Genomic DNA, 15,364 nt, shown 5'->3' with positions numbered 1-15,364 from the left:
CTGGTCTCCGGCGCGCGGAGCACCGCGCCGCCCCCACTTCCCTTGGAGGCAAGGTGAGTTCCACCGCCCAGGAACCCGCGGCGAGGCGGCCCCTGCGGACCGCTCCCGCCACTGTCCGGTCCGGCCGGTCCGGCCGGTCCAGCCGGCCCGTCACGTCCCCGTCCGTCACGTCCGGCCCGTCCGCCCCGCACCCGGCCCTGCTGCCGGTCGTGCTGGCCGCGACCTTCATGACCGCGCTCGACGTCTTCATCGTCAATGTGGCGATGCCCTCGCTCCAGGCGCATCTGCGGGCCGGCCCCTCCGCCGTCCAGTGGGTGATCGCCGCCTTCGCCATCGCCCTCGCCGTCGGCCTGATCCCGGCCGGGCGGCTCGGCGACCGGTACGGCCGGCGCCGGGTCTTCGCCCTCGGCCTCGGCCTCTTCACCCTCGCCTCGCTGGCCTGCGGCCTCGCCCCCGACCCTGCGGTGCTGATCGCCTCCCGGGTCGCCCAGGGCGTCGGCGGCGCACTGACCGGCACCCAGGTGCTGGCCGTGCTGCGCACCCGGTACAGCGGCCCGGCGCAGGCCCGGGCCTTCGCGATGTACGGGCTGACGATGGGCATCGGCGGGGTGCTCGGCCAGCTGATCGGCGGGGCGCTGATCCAGGCCGACATCCTCGGGCTCAGCTGGCGCACCTGCTTCCTGATCAACCTGCCGGTCGGCGCCGCCGCGCTGGCCCTGATCCCCAGGGTGCTGCCGGAGGAGCGCTCGCCGCGGCGGCCGCGGTTCGACAACCCGGGGACGGTGCTCCTCGGCACCGCGCTGGTGGCCCTGGTCCTGCCGCTGATCCAGGGCCGGGCGGCCGGCTGGCCGCTGTGGACCTGGGTGTCCTTCGCCGTCTCGGCCGCGGCCTTCGCGGGCTTCGGCGTCCACCAGCGCCGGCTGGCCGCCACCGGCGGCGAGCCGATCCTGCCGCCGGCGCTCTTCCGCTCCCGGGCGTTCACCCTGGGCACCGCCGCGCAACTGGTCTTCATGCTCGGCCAGGGCTCGTACTTCCTGGTGCTGGCGCTGTACCTGCAGATGGGGCGCGGACTCAGCGCGCTCACCTCGGGGCTGTTCTTCATGGCGATCGGCGCCGGATACCTGGGCACCTCGATGGTGGCCCACCGGATCGAGGCCCGGCTCGGCCGGCAGTCGATGGCGGCCGGCGCGCTGCTGATGGTGGCCGGCCTGCTGGCGCTGTGGGCGGGCGTACGGCACGTCGGGGACGCGGGCGGCAGCCCGGCGACCTGGTGGCTGGTGCCCGGGATGCTGGTGGACGGGGTCGGGATGGGGATGGTGCTGGCGCCGATCACCGGGCGGGCGCTGCGGGAAGTCCCGGCGCGACTGGCCGGCGCCGCCTCCGGGGTGCTGGCCACCGTCACCCAGATTGGCGGGGCGCTGGGCGTGGCGCTGATCGGCATCGTCTTCTACGGCGCGCTGGGCACCGGCGCCGGGGCGGGGCACGCCGGGCAGGTCGAGCGAGTCGCCCCCGCCCCCTACGCCCACGCCTTCGAGCCGTCGCTGATCGCGCTCACCGCAGGGGAGTTGCTGCTGGCGCTGCTGGTCCAGTTCCTGCCGCGGGACGGCGCGGAGACGCCGGCGTCGTAGGTTTCCGGTACTCGTTACCTGCTTACCGAGGAGTGTGGATCGATGGACGCGACCCCCGAGCAGCTGCTCGCGATGATGCCGCACGCGGCCGGGATCGGCGTGCGGCTGGAGAAGGCGGAGCCGGAGGAGGTCCGGGGCTCGCTGCCCTGGGCGGCCGAGCGCTGCACGGCGGGCGGTGTCCTCCACGGCGGTGCGCTGATGGCGCTGGCCGACTCGGTCGGCGCGGTCTGCGCCTTCCTCAACCTCCCGGAGGGCGCCGGTACTTCGACGGTGGACTCGTCCACCCGCTTCTTCCGCGGGGTACGCGGGGGGACCGTGCACGCGGTCGCGCGGGTGGTCCACGCCGGGCGCACCCTGATCACCGTGGAGACCGACCTGACGGACGATCAGAAGCGGTTGGTGGCACGGACCGCGCAGACCCAGATCGTCCTCGGCTGAGGGGCTCCGGCCGGGGCGGCAGAGGGGCTTCGGCCCTGGGCCCGAGGGCGGTCGGCAACTCCTGTTATCGCAGGCGCTATTGACAGCCCTTGTGCGGGCTGTGAATCCTGCTGGCGATCGAGGTTCGAAGCTGCGCGAAGTCTGCGCGTTCCATGCAGTTTCGCGCAGCGCTCGCGCAACCCCCGCGCAGCGGCTCGATCGACGGCACGGCCAGGCACCGCAGTCGACCTCCCAGACAGGAGAACCGCCCGTGCGAAGACTCCTCCGCCCTCCCCGGCCGCCGCGCACCGCGCGCAGGCCGCTGGCCGTCCTCGCCTCGGCCGGCGCGGCCTGCGCGCTCGCCCTCGGAGGGCTGCTCGCCCCGGGCGGCACGCCGTCCGCGGCTGCGGCGACCGCCGCCGCGAGCGCCGCCACCGGCAGCGCCTCCACCGGCAGCGCCGCCGGAGGCACCCTCGACGGTGGGAACACCTCGCTGACCTGGACCAGCCCGACCTACGCCAAGGGCACCCAGGGCGGCGCCGACAGCTGCCCGGCCGCCACCGCCGACCCGGGCGACACCGTCTGCGACCGGTTCAGCCTGACCGTGGACGCCCCCGCCGGCTTCTGGGACGACAACCCGGAGGGCGGCGTACCGGTCTCGATCAGCTGGCCGAACCAGTCCGACGACTTCGACATGTACATCTATGACTCCTCCGGCAAGGAGGTCGCGGAGAGCGCCGGGACCGCCGACCCGGAGGCCACCGTCATCCCGAACCCGGCCAACGGCACCTACACCGTCCTGGTGGTGCCCTACGACGTCAGCAATGCCTCGTTCACCGGCAAGGCGTATCTGCCGCAGACCACCGACGCCGGGGACCTCACCTCCTTCGGCGGCGGCCACGGCAGCTACCAGTTGACGGCCGGGCAGCTCAAGGGCCGGATCGATTTCCTGGCCGACGACCAGCTCCGCATCCAGGCCGCCCCGGACGGCACCTTCACAGGACCCGGCGGCACCGACCCGATGATCCGGCACCAGCCGGCCGCGGACACCGCCACCACCTCCTGGGACGCCGGCGCCTACTACGGCGTCCGCAGCAGGGACGCCGTCCTGCGGGTCTACAAGTCGCCGCTGCGGCTCGGCCTCTACAAGGCCGACAACCGCACCCGCGTCTGGCAGGAGGACAAGCCGCTGCGCTGGTCCACCGACGGCATGCGGCAGTCCCTGGACCACGGCGCCGGCGAGCAGTTCTTCGGCGGTGGGGAGCAGAACGGCAGCTTCTCGCACCGCGACACGGTGATGCACGTCGGCAACAGCTTCGACTGGAACGAGGGCGGCTGGAACAACTCCCAGCCCTTCTACTGGTCCAGTGCCGGCTACGGCGTCTTCCGGAACACCTTCAGCCCGGGGGTGTACGACTTCGGCTCCCCGCTCAGCCTCGGCCAGCAGGAGCGGCGGTTCGACGCCTACTACATGCTCGGCGACGCCAAGCGGGTGATCGGCGACTACACCTCGCTGGTCGGCAAGCCCTTCATGCCCCCGGTCTACGGCCTGGAGCCCGGCGACTCCGACTGCTACCTCCACAACGCCAACCGCGGCGAACGCCACACCCTGGACGCGGTGAAGGTCGCCGACCAGTACAAGGCGCAGCAGATGCCGCTCGGCTGGATGCTGGTCAACGACGGCTACGGCTGCGGCTACGAGAACCTCCAGCAGACCGGCGAGGGCCTGCGGGGAGACGACGCCCAGCTCGGCCTCTGGACCCAGAACGGCCTGCCCAACCAGGCCGCCGAGGTCCAGGCCGGCGTCCGGGTACGGAAGTTGGACGTGGCCTGGGTCGGCAACGGCTACGACTTCGCCCTCAACGCCTGCGACCAGGCCAAGTCCGGGATCGAGGACAACAGCGACGCCCGCGGCTTCGTCTGGATGCCCAACTCCTGGGCGGGCGCCCAGCGCTGCTCGGTGCTGTGGTCCGGGGACCAGCAGCTCTCCTGGGACTACATCCGCTGGCAGATCCCGACCTACGCGGGCGCGACCATGTCCGGCATCGCGTACGACACCGGCGACGTGGGCTCGATCTACCGCCACGACCCGAAGATGTACACCCGGGACCTGGAGTGGAAGTCCTTCCTGCCGGCCATCATGACCATGGACGGCTGGGCGACGGAGATCGGCAGCGGCGCCAAGGTCGACCAGCACCCCTGGCAGGACGGGGAGCCGTACACCTCGATCAACCGCAAGTACCTCCAGCTGAAGGAGCGGCTGATCCCGTACATGTACACCCTCTCCGAGGAGGCGACGAAGACCGGCGTCGGCGCCGTCCGCCCGCTCTACCTGGAGTACCCGGACGACCCGAACGCGGTGGGCCCGGACGCCAAGGAGGAGTTCCTCCTCGGCTCCGACTTCCTGGTGGCCCCGGTCTACCAGGACTCGGACGTCCGCGACGGCATCTACCTGCCGGCCGGCGACTGGACCGACTACTGGACCGGGAAGACGTACCACGGACCGACGACCGTCAACGGCTACTCGGCTCCGCTGGACACCCTGCCGCTCTTCGTGAAGTCGGGCTCGATCGTGCCCATGTGGCCGCAGGGGACGACGAGTTGGCAGACCCGGGACAAGGGCGAGCTGGACTACGACGTCTACCCGTCCCGGGCCCGCGGCGGCCGCTCCGCCTTCAGCCTCTACGAGGACGACGGAACGACCCGGCAGTTCGCCGACGGCTCCTCGGCCACCCAGAACGTCACCGCCCAGTCGGCGGGCGGCGGTTCGACCGTGCTGTCCATCGGCGCCAGCGTCGGCGACTACAGCGGAAAGCCGGCGGCGCGCTCGTACCTCCTCACCGTCCACGGCGGCGGGCACGCCCCCTCGGGGGCGGTCGCCGACGGCCACCGGCTGGCGGAGGCCTCCTCGGCCGCCGCGCTGAGCGGCGCGGCCTCCGGCTGGTACTACGACCCGGCGACGGGGGTGACCACGGTCAAGACTCCGGTGGTCCCCACGGGCCACGCCTTCCGGGTGGTGCTGACCGGCTGAGCCGGACGCCGGCGGGTGACGCCGCTCCGGCCGGGCCGGAGGGCGTCACCCGCCGGCGGAGGCAGTCACCCGCCGGCGAAGCGCTCGCGCAGCGCCTCCAGCCCCGCGCCGTACGTGCCGTCGCCGAAGATCTCCTCGACCTGGGCGACGGCCTCCGCCGTGTGCGCGCGGTAGGTCGCCGTCCACTCGACGCGGGAGCCGCCGGCGGCGGGCAGCACCGCGAGGGTGGCGACGTAGTCGCTGATCGCCAGGAACGGGTCCACGATCGCGTAGCTGTAGCGCCGCTCGGCGTCGTCGCGGGCGACCAGCCGCTCGCGGGCGACCTCCTGGCCGCCCAGCCTGAAGACCCGGAACTCCCCGCCGTCCGGCCCGACCTCGCGCTCCGCCGGGGGCACGGAGGGGTGCCAGTCGCCGAGCGACTGGAAGTCGCCGACGACCTGCCAGACCTTCTCCGGCGGCGCGCCGATCTCCGCCGTCCGCCTCAGCGACCGTTCTGCCGCCACCTCCGCCTGCGGTTCCCACTCCTCCGCCACCACATGTCCTCCCCACGCGGCACGGCCTCCGCGCCGCCGTCGTCGAAGAGCGCCTGTCCGGACGCGAGTGTTGGCCGCGGGGCCGGGGAAGTCCAGGGGCGGGGCGACCTGTTCCGGACGGACGCGGCCGTTCGCCGCCGGCGACGGCGTTCGGCGTTCGGCGCTTGACGCTTGGCGCGGCGCTTGGCACTCCGCGCCGCAGGCCGTCAGCCCGCCGCGCAGGCGCGTGCGTGGGCCTCCCGCCAGGCGTGCCGGCGGGCGTGGGCGAGAGCGCCGGAGAGGGTCGCGTCTGCACCGGTGGCGGAGGCCGTCAGCGCGGGGAGCGGCAGCGGGACCAGCGCGCTGAAGCGGTCGGCGAGGGGGCCCAGCAGGCTCTCGGCGTGCTCGCCCAGCGCCGGTCCGCCCAGTACCACCAGCTCCGGATCGTGGATCGCGGCCACCGCGACCAGGGCCCGCGCCAGCAGGTCGACCTCGCGGTCCTGGACCGCGAGCGCCGCCGCGTCCCCCGCCGCCGCCAGCGCGAACAGCTCGGCCGGCTCGGCGAGTTCGCCCAGGCCCGCCGCCCGCGCGGCGGCCAGCAGCGCGTCCGAGGAGGCGGCGCTCTCCAGTGCGCCCCGCTCCCGCGCGGGCCCCCTCGGGTCCTCCGCCCCGACCAGCAGGAAGGCGATCTCCCCGGCCGAGCCGTGCGATCCCCGATGCAGCCGCCCGCCGCAGAACGCGCCGAGCCCGACCCCGTCGCCGACCGACAGCAGCACGAAGTCGTCCACCCCGCGTCCGGCGCCGTCCGTGTGCTCGGCGACCGCCGCCAGGTCGATGTCGTTCTCGAACCGGACCAGCGGGCCGAGCTCCGCCGGCAGCAGCGGCAGCAGCGCCGGACCGTCCCAGCCGGGGAGGTTCGCGGTGTGCCAGAGCCGGTGGCTGCCCGGGTCGTAGGTGCCGGGGCTGCCCACGACCACCGAGAGCACCCGCTCGCACGGCACCTCGTGGGCGGCGAGGAGCCCGGTCAGCCGTTGCGCGGTCTCCGCCGCGAGGTCGGTGCCGTCCGGCACCTCGACCGACTGCCGCTCGACGACCCGGCCGGAGAGGTCGGCCAGCAGCAGCCGCACCCGGCCCTCGCCGACGTGGGCGGCCAGCACCCGCCCGGCGTCCGGGTCCGGCTCGAAGAGCCTGGCCGCGCGCCCGGCCTGTCCGGTGCGGCGGCCCGACTGGCGTACCAGGCCGGCCGCCTCCAGGCGGGCCAGGGCCTGGTTGGCGGTGGGCCGGGAGAGGCCGGTGTCCGCGGCCAGCTGCGGGGCGGAGCGGGCCTCCGGCCGGGCCAGCAGGTGGTCGAGGACCAGCCGCTCGTTGGCCTCCCGCATGCTGCCGGGCCCGCGCATCGCGCCCGGGGCGCGGTCGGAGCTCGGGCGGCGGGACCAGGTGGGCGGCATGGGGGACATTCTGGCAGGTCCGGCGGGGGCGGCAGACGTGTCGGGTAGCTCACTCCGAGGTGTATTGAATTCATTAAGAAAGACTCGTTACATTCAGATATCCAGCGTCCCCGGCAGCAAGGCAGGCACAGCGTCGTGTCCGAGAGAACCGCAGCGGCCGGCGGAGGACTCCTCCGCCGCATCGGCCTGGTGCAGGCCACCGCGCTCAACATGAGTCAGATGGTCGGCATCGGCCCGTTCATCACCATCCCGCTGATGGTCGCCGCGTTCGGCGGCCCGCAGGCCATCATCGGCTGGATCGCGGGGGCGCTGCTCGCCCTCTGCGACGGACTGGTCTGGGCCGAGCTGGGCGCGGCGATGCCCGGCGCCGGCGGCACCTACGTCTACCTCCGCGAGGCGTTCCAGTACCGCAGCGGCAAGCTGATGCCGTTCCTCTTCGTCTGGACCGCGATCCTCTTCATCCCGCTGACCATGTCCACCGGCGTGGTCGGCCTGGTCCAGTACCTCGGCTACCTCTGGCCGACGATGGGGAAGGGCACCGGCGACATCGTCGGTCTCGTGCTGATCGTGCTGGTCGTGCTGCTGCTGTGGCGCAAGGTCGACTTCGTGGCCAAGCTCAGCACCGTGCTGTGGGGCGTGATGCTGGTCGCCGCCGCGCTGGTGATGGTCGCCGCGTACACCCACTTCCACCCGGGGCTCGCCTTCACCTACCCCCACGGGGCGTTCAACCTCTTCGGCGCCAAGTTCTGGGGCGCGTTCGGGGCGGGCCTGGCCGTCGGCGTCTACGACTACCTCGGCTACAACACCGCCGCCTACCTGGGCAGCGAGCTGAAGCAGCCCGGCCGCACCCTGCCCCGGGCGACCGTGGGCGCGGTCATCGGCGTGATGGCGATCTATCTGCTGCTGCAGATCGGTGTGCTGGGCGCGGTGGACTGGCACCGGATGCTCGACCCCAACTCGGCGGTCTACCAGTCGATGGCGTCGGTGGTGCTGGAGCAGGCCTGGGGGCGCGGCCCGGCCGACGTGGTCACCTCGCTGATCCTGATCACCGCCTTCGCCTCGGTCTTCGCCGGCCTCCTCGGCGGCTCCCGGGTGCCCTTCGACGCGGCACGGGACGGCGTGTTCTTCCGCTCCTTCGCCCGGCTCCACCCCAGGCACGGCTTTCCGACCGCCGGACTGATCACCATGGGCGTGATCACCGCGATCGGCTTCATGATCGGCCGACACACGGACATGGGCACCCTGATCCAGCTGCTCACCACCGTGATGGTGCTGGTGCAGACCCTCTCCCAGGTGGTCGCCCTGGTGGTGCTGAGACGGCGTCAGCCGACACTGCGGCGGCCGTACCGGATGTGGCTCTACCCGGTGCCGGCGGTGCTCACGTTCGTGGGCTGGGCCTATATGTACGTGGTCGCCGACCACAACGCGCCGGGGCGGCACCCCATCGAGTGGTCGCTGGCCTGGGTCGCGCTGGGCGCCCTCTCGTTCCTGGTGTGGGCCAGGAAGGAGAAGGGCTGGCCGTTCGGCGAGAAGCAGGTGGAGGAGCGCTATCTGACCGCGCAGACCGAGGCGGCCGAGGCGGCCCAGGCGGCCGGAACAGCCGAGGCGGCCGAGGGCGCATGACCGGTCAGCACGTACTCGCGATCGACCTGGGCGGCACCAAGACCGCGCTGGCGACGGCGGCCCCGGACGGGACGGTCCTCCACGAGGAGTCCATCCCCACCCGGGCGGCTGCAGGCGCCGACCAGATCATCCGCCGGATGGCCGAGTGCGGACGGGAGTTGACCCGCCGGACGGCCGCCGAGGGCCACGGCCCGCTGGCCGCGGTCGCGGCCGTCTCGCCGGGCATCGTCCAGGACGACCGGATCCTGTTCGCCCCGAACAACCCCGGCTGGGACCGGCTCGCGCTGCCGGAGCTGCTGCGGAGGACCTTCGGGGTCCAGCGGGTCGCCGCCGACAACGACGTACGGGCGGCGGCGCTGGCCGAGGCCCGCTGGGGCGCCCTCGCCGGGGTCCCGTACGGCATCTACCTCAACCTCGGGACGGGGATCGCGGCGGCGCCGGTGATCGACGGCCGGGTGGTGCGGGGCGCGCACGGCGCCGGCGGCGAGCTCGGTTATCAACTGCTGGGCGCCGACCGGCTGGTGGGCGCGGCGGCGGGCCGGGCGCCGCTGGAGGAGTACGTGTCGGGGATCGGGCTGGAGGCGCGGGGGTCCGAGCTGCTGGGGCGGACGGTGTCGACGGCGGAGGTGTTCGCGCTGGCGGCGGAGGGGCGGCAGCGGCAGCCGGCGGTGGCGGAGTTCCTCGATGAGGCGCTGGACACCCTGGGGGTCCATCTGGCGAATCTGGCCTGCGTGTTCGATCCGGAGGTCGTCGCGGTGGGCGGCGGGATGGCCGCCAAGTCCGGCGGCTACATCCTGCCGCGGCTGGCACGGGTGCTGGACGCGGCCGTCCCCTTCCCGCCGAAGCTGGTCCCCGCGGCCTTCGACGCGCGCGCCTCCCTCGCGGGCGCGACCGCCCTGGCGCTGGACGCCGCCGCGTCGGCGTAGCCCCGGCGAGTCGCGCGGCGACTTCGGAAGGGCGCGCGGCGGACTGCGTGGCCGGCCAACTGCCCTGCCGCAGCGGGCGGCGGCAGGGCAGCGCGGCCCAGTCGCCGTTACCCCGCTCGGGGCCCCCTCAGCGGTACGCGTCCGGGTCGGCGGGTCTGCCGGGATGGACGACCTCCTCCAGGTATCGCCAGGAGTCCGGTCGGCTGCCGTCCACGTCCCGGACGTCGTAGACCCTGGCCAGCTCGCCGCTGGAGGTGGACCTCCCGTTCCAGCGCCGCGCGCGTTCCGGGTCCGCGGCCAGCGCGGCGACCCCGCGGGCGAGGTAGTACGGCGACTCGGCGATGCCGAAGTGCGGCTCCTGGGCCGTCGCGTCGCGCCAGTTCTCCTCGGTGACGCCGAAGTGCGCGAGCATCTGCTCCGAGCGCAGCCAGCCGGGGGAGACCGCGACGGCCGTGCCGTCGTGGTCCGCGAGTTCCTCGCCGAGGCCGAAGGCGATCCGGATCGGGGCGTTCTTGGCCAGGTCGTAGTAGAGGTTGTCGCGGTAGCGGCGGTTGGCGGCCGCCGTCCCGTCCGTCACCTCGACGTGCAGCGGAGCGTCCGAGCGGATGAGGAGCGGCAGCAGCAGGGCCGCGGTGACCAGGTGCGAGCGGACGCCGAGCTCCAGGATGCGCAGGCCGTCCGCCAGCGGTGTCTCCCAGGCCCTGCGGCCGAAGAGCGAGCCGCCGGCGAGCAGATGCTCGCCGCCCCACAGGTCGTTGACCAGGATGTCCAGCCGGCCGCGCTCGCGGTCGACGCGCTCGGCCAGCGCCCGGACCTGCTCCTCGTCGAGGTGGTCGGTGGGGACCGCGATCCCCTCCCCGCCGGCGGCGGTGACGAGCTCCGCGGTCTCCTCGATGGTCTCTGTGTCGCGGCCGACCTCGCTGGTCCGCTCACGGGTGGTGCGGCCGGTGACGTACACCGTCGCGCCGGCGCGGCCGAGTTCGACCGCGAGTGCGCGGCCGGCCCCGCGCGTGGCCCCGGCGACCAGTGCGATCCGCCCGCCGAGTGAGGGGTGATGGTCCATGCGACCACCCTGCCCCAGGGGTCTGACAATCGGGGGTACCGTTGGCCCCGGGCCGTGACTGGCGCTTGAGGTGGAGTACCACCGGGGAGCGGCCCGGCGGAACCACTGCCGTGCGCCTGGGCGAAGCATCGACGACGCCTGGGAGGCGACATGACCCTGACCGCTTCGGCCCGCCTGATGGACGGGACGGCGCTCGCCCGCCGGATCACCGAGGAGACCGCCGCCCGCGCGGCCGCGATCACCGAGCGCACCGGCTCCGCGCCCTGCCTGGCCACCGTCCTGGTGGGGGAGGACCCGGCCTCGGTGACCTACGTCCGGATGAAGCGCTCGCGCTGCGCCAAGGCGGGCATCGAGTCCCGGCACCTCGCGCTGCCCGCGGAGACCGGCACAGAGGAGCTGGTGGACACCCTCACCGGGCTGTCCGAGGACCCCGCCGTGCACGGCATCCTCCTCCAGCACCCGGTCGGGCCGCACATCGACGAGCGGGCCGCCTTCGAGGCGATCGCGCCGGCGAAGGACGTGGACGGCGTCACCGTCCACTCCTTCGGGGCGATGGGCTTCGGGCTGCCCGGCTTCCAGTCCTGCACCCCCGGCGGGATCATGCGGCTCCTCGACGAGTACGGGGTCGAACTCGCCGGCCGGAAGGCCGTGGTGGTCGGGCGCAGCGCGATCCTCGGCAGGCCGGTCGGGATGCTGCTGCTCGCCCGGGACGCCACGGTGACCTACTGCCACTCCCGGACCCGCGACCTCGCGGCGGAGCTGCGGGAGGCCGACGTCGTGGTCGCCGCCGTGGGCCGCCCGCGGCTGGTCCGCGGCGAGGACCTCAAGCCGGGCGCGGTGGTGATCGACGCCGGCTACAACCCGGGCAACATCGGGGACGTGGACTTCGAGTCGGCGAGCGCCCGCGCGAGCCTGATCACCCCGGTGCCGGGCGGGGTGGGGCCGATGACCATCGCGGTGCTGCTCGCGCAGACGGTCGACGCGGCCGCCCGGCAGCTCGGCGGCTCGGCCTGACCGGCGGGTAGTCCGGGCGCCCGGCCCCTGGTCCGGGCGGTCGCGGACGGCCGAACGGGGGACTCCGGGCGTGGCGCGTCCCGGTCGAGGTGATCTTGGAGGCAGGGTGGAGCCTCGCCGGGCCGTCCCCGTCCGGTGGCGAGTGCCTGGGTGAGAGCCGGGAGGTTCGGCTGTGCGGCTGTGCGGCTGTGCGGCTGCGGCCGCGTGCCGGGCTGGCCGTTGCGGTTGGCGGCGGTCGCGGCCGCGACCGTGATTGCGTTGGCGGGTCGCGGTCGCGGCCGAGCCGGGCCTGTCCGATCCCCTCGGGCCCGCCACCGCCGTCGCCACCGCCGCTGCCGCAACCGCTTCGGTCGCCAGCGGTGGGCTTCGTCGCGTCGCCGTTCTCCGAGCGTCCGGCGCGGGCCGCCGGCACCCGCCGGCCAGCACGCCGGCGCGGTCAGATCCAGCCGACCCGCACCGCGTGGACCGCGAGTTGGATCCGGGTGCGGACGCCTGCCTGGTCGGCGAGGGCCCGGACCCGTCGCTCGACCGTACGGGTGCCGATGCCGAGGTGGGTGGCGACCGCACGGTCCGGCAGGCCGGCCACCAGCAGGGCCAGCAGCCGGATGTCGGTCGCGCTGGGGCGGCCGTCCGCCTCCGCAGGGGCGGCGCCCGCGGCGAGCGCGGCCGGGTCGGCGGTGCCGGCGGGCACCGGGGTGGCCTCGGACCACAGCCGCTCGAAGAGCTCGCCCAGCACGACCAGCAGGCTGCGCTGGCTGACCAGCAGCGCGGTCGGCTCCCGGTCGGTCAGCCCCGGTCCGGTGTCCCAGGACTCGTCGCCGATGCCGACCACCGCCAGCCCGGAGTCCGACATGGTCAGCTTCACCGGCAGCTCGTCGGCCACCCGGACCTGCTCGCCGGCCTCCAGCGAGTGGCTGATCAGGAACTCGCCGCCGGATCCCGAGGCGGCGTTCTGGTCGTAGATCACCCGGTAGACCAGCCCGTCCGCCATCCGCTGGAACTGGACCGAGGCGTTCTCCGCCGGCGGGATCGCCACCAGCGGCGGGCGCACCAGCGCGCGCACCTCCCGCCGCGCGCTCATCTGCACATGCCGCATGGCGTCGGCCACCGCGGCCCGTCCGGCCAGCACCCGCACCTGCGGGCTGCCCTCGCGGGCGACCGTGGCCCGCCGGTACGCGGAGGCGATCCGCTCCAGCTCCACCCGGTCCTCGTCCAGCTGCTGCTGACGCTCCGTCAGCAGGCTGCCGAGGCCGAGTTCGGGGGAGTCCGCGCGCCAGCAGTCGCCCAGTGGATGGGCCAGCCGCGCCGCGACGAGCTCGGCGGCGGCCGCGCGGACGCGGTTCTCGGGGAGCCCGGAGGCGGCGGCGAGTTCGGCGGCGTCCGCTTCCGGGAAGCCCAGCAGCGCCGAGTAGACCTGCTCGACCTCCGGTCCCAACCCGAAGCGCTCCAGCACCGATGCACACCCTTCGTATGAGAATCGGGGAATTCGCCCGATTCCTACCTACTGCGGGATCGTAACCGCTTTCCGCACTCTCCTTCGACGGTCCTCCGGTCCAGGAGACGGACAGTCCGCTCCGGATAAGGAGAACGTTAGTACGCTGCGCCGATGACGACCGAACAGAGATCCGACAAGGAGAGGGGCCCGGAGAGCGAGGCGACCGTCGAGCGGTCCGCCGCCCAGCCGCCCACCGAACTCCCCGCCACGGACCGGGCCGCCCGCCGCGCCGTGACCGTCTTCCCCGTGCTGGTCATCGTCGCCGGCCTGATCGGCCTCTTCTGGCCGGGCGAGTTCAAGGGCTGGTCGACCTCCACCCCCTATCTGCTGGGCGTGGTGATGTTCACCATGGGCCTCACCCTCACGCCGCCGGACTTCGCCACCATCCGGCGCCGGCCGTGGGCGGTGCTGGTCGGGCTGGTCGCCCACTTCGTCATCATGCCGGGGCTCGGCTGGGCGGTGGCCCATCTGCTGGGGCTGTCGCCGCAGCTGGCGGCGGGCGTGATCCTGGTCGGCTGCGCGCCCAGCGGCACCGCCTCCAATGTGGTCACCTTCCTGGCCCGCGGCGACGTGGCGCTCTCGGTCTCCGTCGCCACCGTCTCCACGCTGGTGGCGCCGTTCGCCACGCCCGCCCTGGTCCGGCTGCTGGCCGGCGAGTACGTCCATGTGGCGGCCGGCGCGATGATGACCGACATCCTGAAGACGGTGCTGGTCCCGGTGCTGGCCGGACTGCTCGTCCGGTGGCTCTGCGGCCGCTGGCTCGGCCGGGTGCTGAAGCTGCTGCCGTGGCTCTCCGCGCTGGTGGTCGGGGTCATCGTGCTGATCGTGATCTCCGGCAGCGCGGGCGTCATCAAGAGCGCGGCCGGAGTGGTCCTGCTGGCCGTGGTCCTCCACAACGGCCTCGGCCTGCTGCTGGGCTACGGCGCGGGGAAGGCCACCCGTCTGGGCCGGCCGGCCAGCCGGTCGCTCGCCTTCGAGGTCGGGATGCAGAACTCCGGGCTGGCGGCCTCCCTGGCCACCGCCCACTTCAGCCCGGTCGCGGCCCTTCCGGCGGCCATCTTCTCGGTCTGGCACAACGTCAGCGGCGCGATGGCGGCCGCCTGGATGTCCCGCGCCCGCGGCTCCGGCCGGGACGGGCTGCCGGGGGAGCCTCGGAAGGACGGGCTCCCGCAGGGGCTTCCGCGGGATGAGGACGGGCTCCCGCAGGGTGCGGACTCCCAGTCCTAGGGACAGGCCTTCTCTGGCCGGCCGGTGGGCGGGGGCGCACAGTGGGGCCATGAGTACCTCATACCTCGGTGACAAGACCGTCCACCGCGTCGGCTTCGGCGCCATGCAGCTCGCCGGCCCCGGCGTCTTCGGGCCGCCGGCCGACCCGGAGGCGGCGAAGGCCGTGCTGCGGCACGCCGTCGAGCACGGCGTCGACCACATCGACACCGCCCAGTTCTACGGCCCCGACGTGGTCAACGACCTCATCCGCGAGGCGCTCCACCCGTACCCGGAGGGCCTGCGGCTGGCGACCAAGGTGGGCGCCCGCCGCGACGACAAGGGCGCCTGGCTGCCCAGCGGCGAGCCGGCCGCCCTCAAGAGGCAGGTGGAGGAGAACCTCCGCAGCCTGCGGGTCGAGCGGATGGACCTGGTGAACCTCCGCCGTTTCGAGCGCGAGCTCCCGGACGGCGCCGAGCCGCCGCTCGCCGACCAGCTCGGCGCCCTCGCCGAGCTCCGCGAGGAGGGCAAGATCGACATGATCGGCGTCTCCAACGTCGGCGCGGACACCGTGCGCGCGGCGATCGACGCGGTCGGCGTGGTCTCCGTGCAGAACGCGTACAGCATCCTGAACCGCGCGGACGAGCCCGTCCTGCGGCTCTGCCGGGAGCACGGCCTCGCCTTCGTCCCGTTCTTCCCGCTCGGATCGGCATTCGGCGGTGGCGGCCCCACCCACCTGGCCGCCGACCCGCGGGTGAGCGCGGTGGCGAGGAAGCACGGCCGCACGCCGACGCAGGTCGCCCTCGCCTGGCTGCTCGCCCGGTACGAGCGGATGCTGCTCATCCCCGGCACCAGTTCGCTCGGCCACCTGGACGAGAACCTCGCGGCCGACTCCTTCTCCCTCGACCAGGAGGACCTGTCCCTCCTCGATGCGGTGGAGCCGGTCCCGCTGGGCGCCTGAACCGCTCCCCGGCGTCCGGCCCCGCCGCCGGATCGGACTCAAC

12 protein-coding genes and 1 riboswitch are annotated in these 15,364 nt (G+C 74.0%); of the genes, 8 read left to right on the top strand and 4 right to left on the bottom strand.

Features of this window, described 5'->3' with window-relative positions; all coding sequences use genetic code 11:
• Positions 1-209 precede the first annotated feature (209 nt).
• The 3 genes from BS73_RS11360 to BS73_RS11350 all read left to right on the top strand — a co-directional run bounded on the left by BS73_RS11360 (position 210) and on the right by BS73_RS11350 (position 5,076).
• On the top strand, positions 210-1,628 hold the full coding sequence (locus BS73_RS11360) for an MFS transporter (protein ID WP_235215376.1): 1,419 nt from the start codon (positions 210-212) through the stop codon (positions 1,626-1,628).
• Between the two features lie 42 nt (positions 1,629-1,670).
• The gene (locus BS73_RS11355; protein WP_037571512.1) at positions 1,671-2,066 is read left to right on the top strand and encodes a PaaI family thioesterase; all 396 of its coding nucleotides are present in this window, start codon (positions 1,671-1,673) and stop codon (positions 2,064-2,066) included.
• A gap of 250 nt (positions 2,067-2,316) precedes the next feature.
• A complete protein-coding gene (locus BS73_RS11350; RefSeq protein ID WP_051939818.1) occupies positions 2,317-5,076 on the top strand; it encodes a TIM-barrel domain-containing protein in 2,760 nt (919 codons plus the stop codon).
• Between the two features lie 65 nt (positions 5,077-5,141).
• Here the strand turns inward: BS73_RS11350 and BS73_RS11345 are convergent, their stop codons facing one another.
• Both BS73_RS11345 and BS73_RS11340 read right to left on the bottom strand, forming a co-directional pair.
• Positions 5,142-5,609, bottom strand: coding sequence for an SRPBCC family protein (locus tag BS73_RS11345; protein ID WP_235215375.1), 468 nt, complete (start codon positions 5,607-5,609; stop codon positions 5,142-5,144).
• Between the two features lie 206 nt (positions 5,610-5,815).
• Positions 5,816-7,036: an ROK family transcriptional regulator gene (locus tag BS73_RS11340; protein ID WP_051939817.1), complete on the bottom strand. Its 1,221-nt coding sequence runs from the start codon at positions 7,034-7,036 to the stop codon at positions 5,816-5,818.
• Between the two features lie 135 nt (positions 7,037-7,171).
• Here BS73_RS11340 and BS73_RS11335 point away from each other — a divergent pair, with 135 nt between their 5' ends.
• A complete protein-coding gene (locus tag BS73_RS11335; RefSeq protein WP_037571511.1) occupies positions 7,172-8,659 on the top strand; it encodes an APC family permease in 1,488 nt (495 codons plus the stop codon).
• A complete protein-coding gene (locus tag BS73_RS11330; protein ID WP_037571510.1) occupies positions 8,656-9,585 on the top strand; it encodes an ROK family protein in 930 nt (309 codons plus the stop codon). The genes BS73_RS11335 and BS73_RS11330 overlap by 4 nt, the downstream gene beginning before the upstream one ends.
• Positions 9,586-9,712: 127 nt before the next feature.
• Here the strand turns inward: BS73_RS11330 and BS73_RS11325 are convergent, their stop codons facing one another.
• Positions 9,713-10,648, bottom strand: a complete 936-nt coding sequence (locus BS73_RS11325) for an SDR family oxidoreductase (protein ID WP_037571508.1) — start codon at positions 10,646-10,648, stop codon at positions 9,713-9,715.
• Positions 10,649-10,692: 44 nt separating this feature from the next.
• A riboswitch (ZMP/ZTP riboswitch) is annotated at positions 10,693-10,777 on the top strand.
• Between the two features lie 21 nt (positions 10,778-10,798).
• On the opposite strand from BS73_RS11325, the gene BS73_RS11320 reads away from it, so the two are divergent.
• On the top strand, positions 10,799-11,662 hold the full coding sequence (locus BS73_RS11320) for a bifunctional 5,10-methylenetetrahydrofolate dehydrogenase/5,10-methenyltetrahydrofolate cyclohydrolase (protein WP_037571507.1): 864 nt from the start codon (positions 10,799-10,801) through the stop codon (positions 11,660-11,662).
• A 436-nt stretch (positions 11,663-12,098) separates the two neighbouring features.
• On the opposite strand, the gene BS73_RS11315 is transcribed toward BS73_RS11320, so the two are convergent.
• A complete protein-coding gene (locus BS73_RS11315; protein ID WP_152617580.1) occupies positions 12,099-13,115 on the bottom strand; it encodes a helix-turn-helix domain-containing protein in 1,017 nt (338 codons plus the stop codon).
• A 153-nt stretch (positions 13,116-13,268) separates the two neighbouring features.
• Here BS73_RS11315 and BS73_RS11310 point away from each other — a divergent pair, with 153 nt between their 5' ends.
• Positions 13,269-14,384 carry a bile acid:sodium symporter family protein gene (locus BS73_RS11310; protein ID WP_084703967.1) on the top strand — a complete coding sequence of 372 codons (1,116 nt, stop codon included), beginning with the start codon at positions 13,269-13,271 and terminating at the stop codon, positions 14,382-14,384.
• A gap of 49 nt (positions 14,385-14,433) precedes the next feature.
• Entirely contained in the window at positions 14,434-15,321 is an 888-nt protein-coding gene (locus tag BS73_RS11305; RefSeq protein WP_037571504.1) for an aldo/keto reductase, read from the top strand.
• Positions 15,322-15,364 lie beyond the last annotated feature (43 nt).

This window comes from Phaeacidiphilus oryzae TH49, from assembly GCF_000744815.1.
GTDB lineage: Bacteria > Actinomycetota > Actinomycetes > Streptomycetales > Streptomycetaceae > Phaeacidiphilus > Phaeacidiphilus oryzae.
Note: the sequence above shows the minus strand (reverse complement) of the source record. Positions and strands in the feature narration are given on the sequence as shown.

What these genes read in the sequence shown, in the direction of transcription:
- BS73_RS11355 (WP_037571512.1), top strand. Translation starts at nt 1,671, where the DNA reads ATGGACGCGACCCCCGAGCAGCTGCTCGCGATGATGCCGCACGCGGCC.
- BS73_RS11340 (WP_051939817.1), bottom strand. Translation starts at nt 7,036, where the DNA reads ATGCCGCCCACCTGGTCCCGCCGCCCGAGCTCCGACCGCGCCCCGGGC.
- BS73_RS11330 (WP_037571510.1), top strand. Translation starts at nt 8,656, where the DNA reads ATGACCGGTCAGCACGTACTCGCGATCGACCTGGGCGGCACCAAGACC.
- BS73_RS11325 (WP_037571508.1), bottom strand. Translation starts at nt 10,648, where the DNA reads ATGGACCATCACCCCTCACTCGGCGGGCGGATCGCACTGGTCGCCGGG.
- BS73_RS11320 (WP_037571507.1), top strand. Translation starts at nt 10,799, where the DNA reads ATGACCCTGACCGCTTCGGCCCGCCTGATGGACGGGACGGCGCTCGCC.
- BS73_RS11310 (WP_084703967.1), top strand. Translation starts at nt 13,269, where the DNA reads ATGACGACCGAACAGAGATCCGACAAGGAGAGGGGCCCGGAGAGCGAG.
- BS73_RS11305 (WP_037571504.1), top strand. Translation starts at nt 14,434, where the DNA reads ATGAGTACCTCATACCTCGGTGACAAGACCGTCCACCGCGTCGGCTTC.